This window comes from Bacillus altaicus (genome assembly GCF_042136375.2).
GTDB lineage: Bacteria > Bacillota > Bacilli > Bacillales > Bacillaceae_G > Bacillus_A > Bacillus_A cereus_U.
On the sequence record NZ_CM143394.1, the window covers coordinates 2,604,672 to 2,617,528 of the forward strand.

Here is a 12,857-nt window from a genome sequence, read left to right on the forward strand (position 1 = left end):
TTATGTGAAACAATAATAACAGATAAGGAGACGTTGCTTTTCCTTAAGTGCTTCGTATTGAATTTATTCTAGTAAGAGAAGGTGTGCTTAAAGAAGTTAAATTAAATAAGGAGCTGTTTTATTATATGCAACAAAATAATGATTTAAATTTTGAACCTCAAGACGTTAATATTGTCAATCCTAAACAAGCGAGGAAAGCAGTTGTTGCTACTGGCATTGGGAATGCAATGGAGTGGTTTGACTTTGGATTATACGCGTATTTAGCGGTAATTTTAAGTCAATTATTCTTCTCAGGTGTGAATAATAGTGGTTTGCAACTTGTACTAACATTTGGTACATTTGCGGCGGCCTTTCTAGTTCGACCAATTGGAGGTATTTTCTTTGGTAGAATTGGAGATAAATACGGCCGAAAGATTGTTTTAAGTACAACTATTATTTTAATGGCACTTTCTACATTATTCATCGCATTACTACCAACCTATGAACAAATTGGTGTATGGGCACCAATACTACTTTTAATTGCTCGAATGATTCAAGGCTTCTCTACAGGCGGCGAATATTCAGGAGCAATGGTTTATATCGCAGAATCTTCTCCAGATAAAAAGCGTGGTATACTCGGTAGTGGTCTTGAAATTGGAACACTCTCAGGTTACATTGCTGCCTCGGTAATTGTTACCATTTTGACGTTATTATTAACAGATGAGCAAATGCTCAGCTGGGGATGGCGTATTCCTTTCTTAATTGCTGCACCAATTGGTTTGGTCGGTTTATATTTACGACGTCATTTAGATGAATCTCCAATCTTTCAAGAGATGGAAAAAGCACAAGAGGAATCTGAAGACAACGAACAATTTTCATTTATGGATATATTAAAATATCACAAAAAAGACTTCTTATTAAGCACAGTAATTGTTGCCTTCTTTAACATTACAAACTATATGATCCTTTCGTATATTCCTTCTTATCTAACACAAGTACTAAAAGTCAAAGAAACAACTGGCTTATTAATTATTTCAATTACGATGGCACTTATGATTCCACTGGCACTTTATTTCGGTAAATTAAGTGATAAAATTGGTAATAAACGCGTAGTACAAATTGGTTTAATTGGTTTAGCATTATGTTCAATTCCAGCATTTTTATTAATTGGTAACGGACATATTGTAGCCATGTTTGCGGGTATTTTCATTTTAGGTTTCTTCCTTAGTGTTTATGAAGGGACATTGCCTTCGTTATTACCAGCACTCTTTTTCACCGATGTACGTTATCGTGCACTTTCTATCTCCTTTAATATTTCTGTATCTATATTCGGTGGTACAACGCCGCTTGTATGTTCATACTTAGTTCATGCTACTGGTAATCCACTGGCACCAGCATTTTATTTAACAGGTGTAAGTGTAATTGGATTAGTTGCATTTAGTGTACTGTTTGTTACAACATCAGGACGTGCATTAAAAGGATCTTATCCTACCGTAGAATCGAAGAAAGAAGCACATCTAATCGCTAAAGAAGACCCTGAAGAAACACTTTGGTGGCATGAAGAATCTTTAGAAATTGAAGCAGGGAAAAAAGCATAAATTTTGAAAAGCAACGTGGACTTGTATACAAAAAGACTCCTAGTTTAATAGGAGCCTTTTTGTATACATCATTTTCTCTTCTTCTTCAAACTCTTCTGATAAGCATAAAGCTTATGAACCTCTTCCTTAAATTCTTGAAGTAGTATCATATCCTCACGATTCGAATATCTTACTGCATTATAAGCATCTATAATAATATGACTTTTAATATTTACATCTTCTTCATGATTTACTCTTTCTAACCACGCCTCAACAGTTTCTCCTCGTTCTCGGTTTAAAGGAGGAGATAGCTTACTCTCTAGTTTGAAAATTTCTTTTCGAATTTCGTTATTTGGTGGTTTATTTCGTTTGAAGCGTTTTTGGCCGATTCCTTCTTTATCAGTAATGATAGTAGATTCGAAGACTGGCATGTTTGGTAAACTTAAATGTTTTCGTTTTTTTACTATTTTCCAAACGACGTAAATAGCGATGGTTGTACAGAGTATTATTGTAGCGCTATTTATGAGTATGGGGTCAAAATCAGGAAGTTTTTTACCGTCTTCAATTTGAGGTTTTAAGAGATGCCCTTTATTTGCCCAAACTCCTTCTGTATCTTTCATTTCAGCTGCTTTAATTAATGGCATTAAAGCATAGCCGACTCCTAACGCGATAACTTCCGTCATAAAACTAAACATAAGTCGAATAAAAGGGAACACTTGAACAATTAATATACTCATTACACCAATCGTAATGATAGAAGCAAAACGTAATAGTTGTTGTTTACGATTCGCCCCGGTTAACCAAAATGTAATCATAATGTGTAAAGCTAATAGTAACAATTTCCACAATGGTGGAAAGGGGACGTAAAATATAGCTGAGACGACAAACCATACAATACCGCCTAACGATTTTTGAACTGGATATCCAGGCCCGACCGCATGTACGATAAAGAAAAATAGCGGTAATATAATTGTGCCAAAAAGAGAAAAAGGTAAAAATAAAGAAAAACCGACTATTTGAATAACTAACAGTATTACGAATCCTGTTGTTTTTTTCTTCATTAGTTTATGAATAAGAAATACTCCTACATAACCGGTCGCTAAAAATATAGCAATACCAATGAGTTCATCTCTTTCCGTTAATAATGAAAGAAGGAGGAGCAGAATAAAGTCATTAACGTGATAGAGCCAAGTTTTCAAGCTTTTCCACCATCCCTTCATTATTAATGAGGAACGTAGGTTGAGATAGAAGAGGGAGCTCCTTTTTCTGCAAACCAATGTATATCATTGTAGATGAGCGCTCCCTTTTTCTCGTTACATAGTGAAGAAATCCTTGTTTCGGAAGAAGCGTACTATCATCTGAAATACGTGCCAATTCCTCTAAAGCCTTCCCGTAATGTGTTTGTCCTTCGTTTAAAGGTAAAAGCAAAGGACCACCTTCTGCTAATACACTAATAAATAGCTCAAACGGAATTTGATGCTTCGCTGCGTATTGGCAAATGTATGTTGTAAATGAAATAAGGTCTTCTACATTCTCTTTCCAGCCGAATCCGCGATCAGCAGCTAAAGAAAGACAAATCGTCCAACTATAATTTTTTACAGGTTCATATTGCTTCGCTTGTAACGCCTGCATTTTAGCAGATGCTTTCCAATGAATAGAGCGGAAAGATTCACGTTCATATCGTTTAACACCGATAATGGATGTTTCATCATTGTAAAAAGAGAAATTCGTTCGATACGAACCTGTTAATAGTTGCTGCAGTTCTTGTAAACCGGCTACTTCTTTAGGAGTAGGGTATACAATAATTTCAGTCTTTAATTTATCGAAAACAGGTAAATGTACAGTTAATAAATGAAAAGGGTCTTTTAAAACACATTCAAATTGTTCAATTTGAAAGACACCACGCTTCGTTGCGGTTAATGTTAAATCCCATTTTTGCGCTGAATGAGCAGGTTGTGAAAATGGGAAAGAAAATAACGTTTTTGATATTTGTTCAATCCCTTGATCTTTATGCGGTATAAGGGAAGAATTTAAATGAAAATAACAAACACCATTAACGAGTGGTATATTTGCTCCATTTTTTAAATGAATAAAAAACTGTCCGGATTCATCAGGGAAAAGCCGAGTTGTTTGTTTTTCATTTATAACTTGAAATCTTTTCTCTATGTAAGCGACATATTTATAAATGAAAATCGCAAATAAATAGTAGAAGAAAAAGAGAAACATAAGAAATCGTTGTGGGAAAAATACGGTAAATAGTAAAGCGACCGGTACAGTTAGTTGGATAATATGGATTTGAAAAAATAAAGGCACAGTTACAACGCGCTGTCCATTCATGCTTGCTCAATCTCCACGGGTACGTCAACTTCTTTTAAAATCCTTTGCATTAATTCATTTTTTGTCGTACGTAAAGCTCCTTCCATTGACAAGACGATACGGTGATTCCAAATGGAAGGAACTAAAAATTGTATATCTTCAGGTGTGCAATATTCTCGGCCGCGTAAAAAAGCTAGTGCTTGAACTGCGCGTACTAAAGCTAATGTGGCACGCGGGCTTACACCGTTAGCAATGTAATCGTGATTTCGGGTAGCTTGCGCAAGTTTAATAATGTAGTGTTCTAGCGCCTCTGATACGAAAATTTTTTTCACTTGTTTCTGCGCTTCTAAAATGTCTTCTAAAGAAATGACAGATGTGACGCTTTCTAGTGGTGCATTGTTACGAAAACGGCGCATCATTTTTAATTCATCTTCAGGAGCCGGATAACCAATTGAAATCGTCATTAAAAAACGATCAAGTTGTGCATCTGGAAGCGGGAAAGTTCCTTGTGATTCAATCGGGTTTTGCGTCGCAATAACAAAGAACGGTTTCGGAAGAGGAGTAGACTGCTTTTCAAGCGTTACTTGTCGTTCTTCCATCGCTTCTAACAAACTAGACTGTGTTCTCGGCATCGCGCGGTTAATTTCATCCGCAAGTAATATGTTTGTCACGACTGGTCCAAGTCTTAACTCGAATTCACTAGTTTTCGGATTAAAGTATTCAATACCTGTTACATCGCTCGGAAGTACATCAGGGGTAAATTGAACGCGAGAAAAATTACCACCAATGCTTTTAGAAATTGTTTTTGCTAGTAATGTTTTTCCAGTGCCAGGCACGTCTTCAAGAAGTACATGTCCGTCAGCAAGCAGTGAAACGAGGAGTAAATCAATTACATTTTCCTTACCGACAAAAACAGATCCTATGTTTTCTTTCAATTTAGTTATCATATATATGTATCATTCCTTTCAAAATAAAAGTGGATATTTCTATATTTTAACAAATTATTCAGAAAATTAATATGATTTTTTAATCCGAAGAGATGGATATTTAATTTTAAAATTGCACTTGCATATTTTGGAATATGATTATACAATATCGGTATATGATATATCGTAAGTCGATATATCATAAGGCGATGTATCGGAGGTAGTTATAATGAATGGGAAAGCGCAAAAATACATTCCATTAACTGAGGCGACATATTACATATTGTTGTCACTTGTAAAGCCAATGCATGGTTATGGAATTATGCAAATGGTAGAAGAGATGACAAATGGGGAAGTAAAGCTCGGTCCTGGTACTTTATACGGGAATACGACGAAGTTATTAAAAGAGAAGTTAATTGTCGAGGTAGCATCTACCGATAGAAAGAAATGCTATGAGTTAACACCACTTGGTAGAGAAGTGTTAGAGCTAGAGTATAACAGGTTGCAGAGATCTGTAAGGAATGGAAATAGTATATTAGGGGAGTGAATGGAAGATGGAGATAAAGAGGGTAATGAAATTTTTCGCGGCATGGAGTTTAGAAAAAGAAGAAACTTTTTTAAGAAAAATGCATCAACAAGGCTGGGCATTACAAAAATATAATATGATGTATACCTTTAAGAAAACAGAGCCTAGAGATGTTGTATATAAAGCTGATTTTAAACTAGATTACCGAGTTTCAATAGAAAAACAAAAAGAATATTTCGAAATATATGAAATGTCTGGTTGGAGGTATGTAACTAGTTTCACCAAGTGGCACTACTTTTGCAAAGACATAGGTGATGATAATGAATTGCCAGATATATATTCGGAAAAAGAGACGAAAATTGAAAAGTTTAAGGACTTATTTAAATTTCTTTTATTTGTCTTTTTACTTGCAATGCTATGCATGTCTCCGAGTTTCCTAGGTTCTTCGGAAGTTAGGATTCCAACTTTTATAAAAGGTTTAATAGGATTTTTAGGTTGTATATATGTGTATATATTTGTAAGGTTATTTTGGAAAATAAAGAAATTAAAAAAAGAAATCCTTTAAAAATAAAGTAAGGGGGGATTGAAATGATTATTTTGACTATGTTATTTATATATTTGACCTTAGGCGAAGGGATTCTTGGAAAGCGTCTGTATAATAGGTTGAAAGAAGATATACAAATAAACCAAAATGCACGAGTTTCATTTTATATAAGAACAATGAGTTTACTGTGGGGGTTAACTGTCATTATGCTAATAACATCATACTCAATCGACATCCCATTTGAGGAATATGGACTCAAACTACCAAATGTTAATTCTACGATAAGTAAGCAATTTGGAAATATGAATATATCATGGTTGATAGGTGTATGTATTGGTTTGATAGTGCCGTTGATTATTTTAAAGAAAAATAAAGTTTTTCAAAGGTATACAGAGAAACAAATGAGTGATGTTTCAGAAATGCTCCCCAGTAATTACCGGGAATCAATACTATGGATTTTTATTTGCATTACAGCAGGCGTAACAGAAGAACTATTATTTCGTTCTTTCATGATGAATTACTTATCACAACTATTCCCAGCGCTATCGACAATAGGGGTACTAGTTATCTCGTCAATCATTTTTGGTTTAGCACATTTTTATCAAGGCTGGAAAGGTATAGTCGGGACAACGATTTTAGGTTTCATGTTAGGAAGAGTATATGTTGCAACAGGATCAATTTATCCATCTATGCTTATACACATGTTGATCGATTTATTTGTGCTTGTTCGACTATTCCTATTGAAAGGAAAAGTAATATTACAGAGAGTCTAAAGTAAGTGCAGAATGAGATTACAAAAAAAGTTGCTTGAAACACAAGCAACTTTTTTTCAAGAGAAAGACTGATTTTGCGCAGGTTTTATAAATTGCTCTGGGTTTTCAACAAGCCCGCATACAGCACATTGGACGCGGTAAGTAGGTCCTTGATAAGCCATATGAAAAGCGTTCATCGTTTCATTTGTGTATTCTTCTTCTACTTGACCAGTTTGCGGATTTAATTTTACTGGTTTTACTTGTTGCTCAAGAATATTAAAGCGAGTTCGGTTCGTTTTACAACTTGGACATAGCATTGGTTCCATATGTATACACCTCCATTTGTAGCATTTCTTAAGCGGTATGATTTTATGCAAGTAAAAAAACTTTCTCAACATAAATAGGTATTTATTATATTTAAAATTCAGAAAAAATAAAATATAATAAATGTAAGAACTGGTTATGTCCAAACCAAATCTCCTGTTTTATGCCAATAAGCTGGGGGGCCGAGAAATCGGCCTCATTTTTTTGTGCTCGGCTCTATAAGGTACAAGGTTTTTAAAAACATTTGTCGAATTTTTAGAGGTGAAGGTAAAGGGGGAATAAGTATGAACTTAAAAATGAAATACATTATTTTATATGTAGAAAAGTTTGAGCAATGTCTTCAGTTTTATAAAGAAATTTTAAGATTACCAATAAGAGCAGAGCACGGTACATATATCGAATTTGAAACAGGAGCAACAATTTTAGCGATGAATACGCGAGAGGATGTTAAGGAGTTAACAGGACTACCTCTTACAGAAGGTGTACTACAATCTTCTCATTTTGAATTAGGGTTTGTTGTAGAAGATGTAAAGGAAACGATTGAGAAATTAAAAGAACAAGGGGTTAAAGTTCTAGTTGAGCCAATCGTAAAACCGTGGGGACAAACAATTGCTTACATTGCCGATCCAGACGGTAATTATATTGAAATTTGTAGTTCTTTAGAATAGAAGGAGAAAAAGAGGATGGGGTTTCCAAGATTAGAGACAGAACGCTTACTATTAAGAGAACTTACACTATTAGATGCAGAAACGATGTTCCATTATTTTTCAAAAGAATCCGTTATTCGTTATTTTGGAATGGACTCTTTCGAAAATATTGAGCAAGCGAAAACAACTATTCAAACGTTTAGAAAGCGTAATGAAGAGGGAAGTGTGTTTCGCTGGGGGATAGAGAAGAAAGGTACGGATCAATTAATTGGTACGTGCGGGTTTCATTTAATTAACAATCATCATAAACGAGCTGAAATTGGTTATGAGCTAGATGATACATATTGGGGACAAGGATACGCAACCGAAGCACTGCAAGCAATGCTAGCTTACGGATTTGAAACGTTGCACTTTATAAGAATTGCAGCTGTCGTATATATAGAAAATGAAGCTTCCCGTAATTTATTAAAAAAAATCGGATTTCAAGAAGAAGGATTACTTCGGAAATATATGATTCAAAATGATGTTGCTCATGACACGGTCGTTTATTCATTATTAAAAGAAGATTGGCAAAAGTAATGAGCACAAATGAAATAATGAAAGTTATTAAGGAACAAAAGGATGAGCGATTTATACTAGGTATAGACGGACTAAGTCGTTCGGGTAAAACAACGTTGGTTAAAAAATTAGAAGAAAATATGAAACGCAATGGAATCCCGTTTCATATTTTTCATATTGATGATCACATTACCGAGCGTAACAAGCGATATAATACTGGATTTGCAGAGTGGCATGAGTATTACAACCTTCAGTGGGATATCGATTGGTTGCTGCGAAACCTTTTTCAAAAGTTACAAAGCGACATTGAATTAGAATTACCTTTTTATCAGTCTGAAACAGACTCATGTGAAATGAAAGAAATACAACTTCCTTTAGTAGGTGTAATAATTGTAGAAGGAGTTTTTCTTCAGCGGAAAGAATGGAGAGATTTCTTTCATTATATGGTGTATTTGGATTGTTCAAGAGAGACAAGGTTTTTACGTGAAAGTGTAGAAACGCAGAGGAACCTTTCAAAGTTTCAAAATAGGTATTGGAAGGCTGAGGATTATTATTTGGAAAAGGAATCGCCGAGGGAGAGGGCGGATTTAATAATACATAATATGTAACAATGTAATAGCGGAGTGGTCTTTGTCGCATTACTCCGAATTTTTTAAAGTGGTTATTGATAGAGAGCTTTCATTATAATTAGTTTGAATAAACCTCTACTTTTTTACTCGAAAAGTAGAGGTTTTATTCTATGTTTTATCAAAAAACTATAGTGGATTAATTCTTTCAAGGGAAACGTATGTGCAAAACTAGAAATTCATTCAACCTAATAAGAACCTTTTATACCTTCTATTTGCCATATAAATCATGAATTAACAACAGCGTTTTCTTATGTGATTATATGTGTGAATTACTTTGAGGTTCTCTGTGAGAAACAAGATGTGTTTTGGAAGATACCAATCTTAGTTTGGTATCTATACTCGCAATATTTTATTAAGGTAATAATATTCACATATAAATCTAGAGTTTTTTATCAAAAGTTTGTTTATTTATTTTTGAGGATGAAATAGTAATTGGAGAACTAGGATTTGATGCTGGAGATGGTAATCTAGTCGCTTCAAAATGAGATAAAACGGCAAGGAATTGGCCAGCTACACTGCTACTAGCGGAGATTCTGACTACATCGCCAGCTTGCAATTGGACGATAGTAGAGGGGTTTACAGCATTTAGAAACCCAGAATTTCCACCCATAAAATTATCGCTACCAGCTATAAAACTATTATTAACGGATATTAATGCTTGAGTTACATAATTTACTGATATATCTGTTGGTTCAAAAGTTACAGCAGCAATAATTAAATATACACCATCTTGTTGTGGTGAGAAAGTAGACGTCCTATCATATTCGTTATTTAAATCAAATTCTATGGTTTCAAATGTAATTATCGAAAGGACATTTGCGGATACGGACTGATCAGTAGTTTTAATGGCCCTAAATGCCGATTCAAGACCAGTATTTCCAGTTGTTCCACTTTCAGGTAATGGGATTAAACATTGAAAAGGTATATGTGGTTCTTTTTTATATCGACTCAAATATTTCACCTACTTTACAGGGGCAGTTATTAATTTACATGATATAAGATATGAAAAAAATATATAAAAGATTGAGACAAGCGTTTATTAACAGCTTATTTGGAGTAAAGAGACAAGCTTTTTTTATGAAAGAAAACAAAGCTTAAGAATAAAAGGAATCAATTTAAGTTGGTAAATTGATTAAGGGTAGCTGGGATGTTGAAGGGGAAGACATTTAAAACAAAATCCTTATTTAAATAAAAGAAACCCCGTATGTCCGCGGGGCTCCTAAGGGTAATCGTCAAGTAATGACGTACTCGACTAATTAAAAATATCATGAATTTTTTGGTGGAAAAACTGGTAAATGTGTCCAAATGAATAGGGTCATCATTTGAAAAAAACTTTATTTTAAAAGAAGAGAGTATTAAATTCGTTAAAAATAAATATGCCCTAGTATGGTGTAAGACTAGGACATAAAAATTAGTTGGTAAATATCTTCGTATTAATACTAACATACTATTTATACGTAATGTTTGGAAATTTGGATATTTAAATATTTTTTCGGGAAACGGTATAGAAATTTCATTCTTTAGAAAAGGGGAAACTAAAAAAGAGCACTTACTCACGGTGCTCTTTAAGATAGGAGGTAACTCTATGAGCGAAACGTCTAGGTTAGAAGTATATGGTGTGAAAAAGAAATAAGAACAAAATTTTATTATTAGATCAATACAAAAGAGCAGATAGCAAAAGCTAACTGCTCCGCTTTGGAGGAAAAATCAATGTTACAGATTGGCGTATTCACAGTATATACGGGATTCAGATTTTTATTCTTTCAAACCTAAAAGCGCACTCTTCCAAAAGTGTTCTTTGGATTAAGACTCTTATTGTAAAAGAATACATGATATCAAATGCAATTACGCGTCTCATAAGGTTTCTCCTGACGTATAGTTACACTTATCGATTCACGATCTCGAGGACCAACATACTAAAAACTGATTCAAATAAGGTAAGTGAAGAAGATCAGCTTTTTTACGGATTCAGAATCCCAAAGCACCCACAATCTTTTCTTCACTTCTACTATATAAAAATAGTAGTGCAACCAATGCCTTGGTCTGCACTACTACTCTTAGTTTAGTATGTTTTCTTTATTATATAGAAATTAAACATTAAACCAGTGGACATTCTAATAAGACAAACATATGATGAATTCGTGGGACGAGTTATCATATGAGGTGGAACTTGGAGCGCCATACTTATTTGTTGAAGAGTACCTAATGGCGGGTACTCTGTTTATTCATGATCTACATCAGAGATTTCAGGTTTATATTCTAAAATATCCCCAGGTTGGCATTCTAATGCTTTACAAATAGCATCTAAAGTTGTAATTCTAATTGCTTTTGCTTTTCCATTTTTTAATATAGAAAGGTTAGCCATTGTAATACCAACCTTCTCTGAAAGTTCAGTTACACTCATTTTTCGTTTAGCTAACATTACATCAATATTAATTATTATTGCCATGTTATTCACCTCAGACCGTTAAATCATTTTCTGATTTTATATCTATCGCATCTTTTAAAAGTCTTTGGAGAACGGCAGCAAAGACTGCGATAACCATTGAAGCAAAGATTAGGAGCATACCAAGTATAATAATACCTGGTGCATCATCTCTCTCCGCCACAAGATAGAAGAGTGGCATACCTACCACATATAAAATACTGATTGTTACTGCGTAGTTTTTTATCTTCTTTAAAGCTCTAACAGATAATTTCGAGAAAGCGTTACCCTTGTCAATGAAGCTTACAAGTTTAAAAGCTTGATACAGAGCGAAATAAAAAGGTACCACCGTTGCATACAGATTGATTAAAATAAGATATTTTATATATGTAATATCGGGATACAATTCCGCTGCATAATTCCCTATGTTAGGAACTAAAAATATACATAAAGCAAGAACAGGGATTCCAATCAGAATAATAACTGTCTTTAAAAAGAGTGTTGATCCTTGTTTCATATAAAGCACCTCATTTATTAATTATCTATTTAATCTAACATGAAATTTATCGTTTAACAATAAATTTTTATTTATTATAATCTTGTTTTTATTGTTAAACCAATTTGGATTTTAGATGAAAATAAAAAGTGCTGCTCTTTATAAAAAGGGGTGCCGAACAAATAGACTTCCTGTAATAAAAAAGTATGGTGATATATCATTGTTCCTTTGACGAAATATAGTGAAGATAATCGTTCCTTCTTTCTGTAAATGATGTTATGTTAAAAGTAACGATTAAGTCGTTCTAATAATAAGAGTTTTTAGAAAAACAATATTTTTCGTAATTTGAAGAGGTGTTAATGAAATGAAATCGTACACGCAATTTGAACGAAGAAAATACATACTAGATGAGTTAGAAAAGTACAACCGAGTTATGGTGAATGATTTGGCGAAGGTATTAAATGTTACAACAGAAACGATACGAAGAGATTTAGATATGTTGCACAAGGAAGGGCAGCTTACGAAAATACATGGTGGCGCAATTAAGAAAAAAGATCAAACACTAGAATTTCATTTTGATAAGCGCCGAGCTGAGAATATTGAAGAAAAACGAAAAATTGCAATGGAAGCAAGTAAACTCGTAGAAGATAATGATATTATCGCAATTGAAATTGGGACAACCACAATGCAAATTTTGGATTACATACACGATAAAAAGAATTTGACGATTTTAACAAACTCGATACCAGCTGTAAATAAAATTATTGAGCTTAAAGAACAATATGATTCCTTTGATTGCAGGTTAATAGTCATTGGAGGAATATTGAATACAAATTCATTAGCATTGTCTGGGGAGATGACGTTAAACTATCTTGACCATTTCACTGTTAATAAGTTATTTGCTTCGTGTGATGGAATTTCTTTAGAAAAAGAACTAACATGTTCGTATATTGAAGATGCACAAATATATAAGCAGTTAAAGCATAATGCCAAACAAGTTGTAATGATGGTAGATGAGTCAAAGTTTAATTTAACAAAGTTTTATAAAAGCGGGAATTTTAGTGATATAGATGCATTATATACAAACGCTAAGCTCGATGAGGCGTGGCAAGATGTGTTAACAAGTAATGGGGTAGAAGTAATAACAGTATAGAAAAA

At 33.8% G+C, this 12,857-nt stretch carries 15 protein-coding genes; 8 read left to right on the forward strand and 7 right to left on the reverse strand.

Annotated features, from left to right (window positions below):
* The first annotated feature begins 125 nt into the window (after nt 1-125).
* Nucleotides 126-1,577: an MFS transporter gene (locus tag ACE38F_RS13590; RefSeq protein ID WP_375368820.1), complete on the forward strand. Its 1,452-nt coding sequence runs from the start codon at nt 126-128 to the stop codon at nt 1,575-1,577.
* Nucleotides 1,578-1,645: 68 nt separating this feature from the next.
* Here the strand turns inward: ACE38F_RS13590 and ACE38F_RS13595 are convergent, their stop codons facing one another.
* The 3 genes from ACE38F_RS13595 to ACE38F_RS13605 are packed head-to-tail and all read right to left on the reverse strand — an operon-like array spanning nt 1,646 to nt 4,819.
* Nucleotides 1,646-2,755 carry a DUF4018 domain-containing protein gene (locus tag ACE38F_RS13595; RefSeq protein WP_375368821.1) on the reverse strand — a complete coding sequence of 370 codons (1,110 nt, stop codon included), beginning with the start codon at nt 2,753-2,755 and terminating at the stop codon, nt 1,646-1,648.
* Nucleotides 2,730-3,893 (reverse strand): DUF58 domain-containing protein, encoded by a 1,164-nt coding sequence (locus ACE38F_RS13600; protein WP_375368822.1) that lies wholly within the window; start codon nt 3,891-3,893, stop codon nt 2,730-2,732. Before ACE38F_RS13600 ends, ACE38F_RS13595 begins: the two co-directional genes overlap by 26 nt.
* Complete coding sequence (locus ACE38F_RS13605; protein ID WP_375368823.1) at nt 3,890-4,819, reverse strand: AAA family ATPase; 930 nt, start codon at nt 4,817-4,819, stop codon at nt 3,890-3,892. The genes ACE38F_RS13600 and ACE38F_RS13605 overlap by 4 nt, the downstream gene beginning before the upstream one ends.
* Nucleotides 4,820-5,027: 208 nt before the next feature.
* On the opposite strand from ACE38F_RS13605, the gene ACE38F_RS13610 reads away from it, so the two are divergent.
* The 3 genes from ACE38F_RS13610 to ACE38F_RS13620 are packed head-to-tail and all read left to right on the forward strand — an operon-like array spanning nt 5,028 to nt 6,641.
* Complete coding sequence (locus ACE38F_RS13610; protein WP_375368824.1) at nt 5,028-5,345, forward strand: PadR family transcriptional regulator; 318 nt, start codon at nt 5,028-5,030, stop codon at nt 5,343-5,345.
* Between the two features lie 7 nt (nt 5,346-5,352).
* Nucleotides 5,353-5,889 carry a DUF2812 domain-containing protein gene (locus tag ACE38F_RS13615; protein WP_375368825.1) on the forward strand — a complete coding sequence of 179 codons (537 nt, stop codon included), beginning with the start codon at nt 5,353-5,355 and terminating at the stop codon, nt 5,887-5,889.
* 23 nt (nt 5,890-5,912) lie between these two features.
* Nucleotides 5,913-6,641 (forward strand): CPBP family intramembrane glutamic endopeptidase, encoded by a 729-nt coding sequence (locus tag ACE38F_RS13620; RefSeq protein WP_215553457.1) that lies wholly within the window; start codon nt 5,913-5,915, stop codon nt 6,639-6,641.
* Between the two features lie 56 nt (nt 6,642-6,697).
* Here ACE38F_RS13620 and ACE38F_RS13625 read toward each other — a convergent pair whose 3' ends face one another.
* Complete coding sequence (locus ACE38F_RS13625; RefSeq protein WP_000433610.1) at nt 6,698-6,946, reverse strand: hypothetical protein; 249 nt, start codon at nt 6,944-6,946, stop codon at nt 6,698-6,700.
* A gap of 282 nt (nt 6,947-7,228) precedes the next feature.
* Between ACE38F_RS13625 and ACE38F_RS13630 the strand changes: the two genes are divergently transcribed.
* Genes ACE38F_RS13630 through ACE38F_RS13640 form a run of 3 tightly spaced genes read left to right on the forward strand, consistent with a single transcriptional unit; the run spans nt 7,229 to nt 8,757 of the window.
* Nucleotides 7,229-7,612, forward strand: coding sequence for a VOC family protein (locus ACE38F_RS13630; RefSeq protein ID WP_002084828.1), 384 nt, complete (start codon nt 7,229-7,231; stop codon nt 7,610-7,612).
* 15 nt (nt 7,613-7,627) lie between these two features.
* Nucleotides 7,628-8,170 carry a GNAT family N-acetyltransferase gene (locus ACE38F_RS13635; protein ID WP_215553456.1) on the forward strand — a complete coding sequence of 181 codons (543 nt, stop codon included), beginning with the start codon at nt 7,628-7,630 and terminating at the stop codon, nt 8,168-8,170.
* Entirely contained in the window at nt 8,170-8,757 is a 588-nt protein-coding gene (locus ACE38F_RS13640) for a kinase (RefSeq protein WP_375368826.1), read from the forward strand. Before ACE38F_RS13635 ends, ACE38F_RS13640 begins: the two co-directional genes overlap by 1 nt.
* A 400-nt stretch (nt 8,758-9,157) precedes the next feature.
* Here the strand turns inward: ACE38F_RS13640 and ACE38F_RS13645 are convergent, their stop codons facing one another.
* The 3 genes from ACE38F_RS13645 to ACE38F_RS13655 form a co-directional block, all read right to left on the reverse strand.
* Nucleotides 9,158-9,730 (reverse strand): exosporium leader peptide, encoded by a 573-nt coding sequence (locus ACE38F_RS13645; protein WP_215553454.1) that lies wholly within the window; start codon nt 9,728-9,730, stop codon nt 9,158-9,160.
* Nucleotides 9,731-10,999: 1,269 nt separating this feature from the next.
* Nucleotides 11,000-11,227: a helix-turn-helix domain-containing protein gene (locus ACE38F_RS13650; protein ID WP_341306452.1), complete on the reverse strand. Its 228-nt coding sequence runs from the start codon at nt 11,225-11,227 to the stop codon at nt 11,000-11,002.
* Nucleotides 11,228-11,237: 10 nt separating this feature from the next.
* A complete protein-coding gene (locus ACE38F_RS13655; RefSeq protein ID WP_375368827.1) occupies nt 11,238-11,720 on the reverse strand; it encodes a DUF2975 domain-containing protein in 483 nt (160 codons plus the stop codon).
* A gap of 343 nt (nt 11,721-12,063) precedes the next feature.
* On the opposite strand from ACE38F_RS13655, the gene ACE38F_RS13660 reads away from it, so the two are divergent.
* Nucleotides 12,064-12,852: a DeoR/GlpR family DNA-binding transcription regulator gene (locus tag ACE38F_RS13660; protein ID WP_215553452.1), complete on the forward strand. Its 789-nt coding sequence runs from the start codon at nt 12,064-12,066 to the stop codon at nt 12,850-12,852.
* The last annotated feature ends 5 nt before the right edge of the window (nt 12,853-12,857 follow it).

Excerpts from the sequence above, each read along its gene's own strand:
- ACE38F_RS13635 (WP_215553456.1), top strand. The coding sequence starts at position 7,628 with ATGGGGTTTCCAAGATTAGAGACAGAACGCTTACTATTAAGAGAACTT.
- ACE38F_RS13590 (WP_375368820.1), top strand. The coding sequence starts at position 126 with ATGCAACAAAATAATGATTTAAATTTTGAACCTCAAGACGTTAATATT.
- ACE38F_RS13655 (WP_375368827.1), bottom strand. The coding sequence starts at position 11,720 with ATGAAACAAGGATCAACACTCTTTTTAAAGACAGTTATTATTCTGATT.
- ACE38F_RS13605 (WP_375368823.1), bottom strand. The coding sequence starts at position 4,819 with ATGATAACTAAATTGAAAGAAAACATAGGATCTGTTTTTGTCGGTAAG.
- ACE38F_RS13620 (WP_215553457.1), top strand. The coding sequence starts at position 5,913 with ATGATTATTTTGACTATGTTATTTATATATTTGACCTTAGGCGAAGGG.
- ACE38F_RS13640 (WP_375368826.1), top strand. The coding sequence starts at position 8,170 with ATGAGCACAAATGAAATAATGAAAGTTATTAAGGAACAAAAGGATGAG.
- ACE38F_RS13650 (WP_341306452.1), bottom strand. The coding sequence starts at position 11,227 with ATGGCAATAATAATTAATATTGATGTAATGTTAGCTAAACGAAAAATG.
- ACE38F_RS13610 (WP_375368824.1), top strand. The coding sequence starts at position 5,028 with ATGAATGGGAAAGCGCAAAAATACATTCCATTAACTGAGGCGACATAT.
- ACE38F_RS13600 (WP_375368822.1), bottom strand. The coding sequence starts at position 3,893 with ATGAATGGACAGCGCGTTGTAACTGTGCCTTTATTTTTTCAAATCCAT.
- ACE38F_RS13660 (WP_215553452.1), top strand. The coding sequence starts at position 12,064 with ATGAAATCGTACACGCAATTTGAACGAAGAAAATACATACTAGATGAG.
- ACE38F_RS13615 (WP_375368825.1), top strand. The coding sequence starts at position 5,353 with ATGGAGATAAAGAGGGTAATGAAATTTTTCGCGGCATGGAGTTTAGAA.
- ACE38F_RS13630 (WP_002084828.1), top strand. The coding sequence starts at position 7,229 with ATGAACTTAAAAATGAAATACATTATTTTATATGTAGAAAAGTTTGAG.
- ACE38F_RS13625 (WP_000433610.1), bottom strand. The coding sequence starts at position 6,946 with ATGGAACCAATGCTATGTCCAAGTTGTAAAACGAACCGAACTCGCTTT.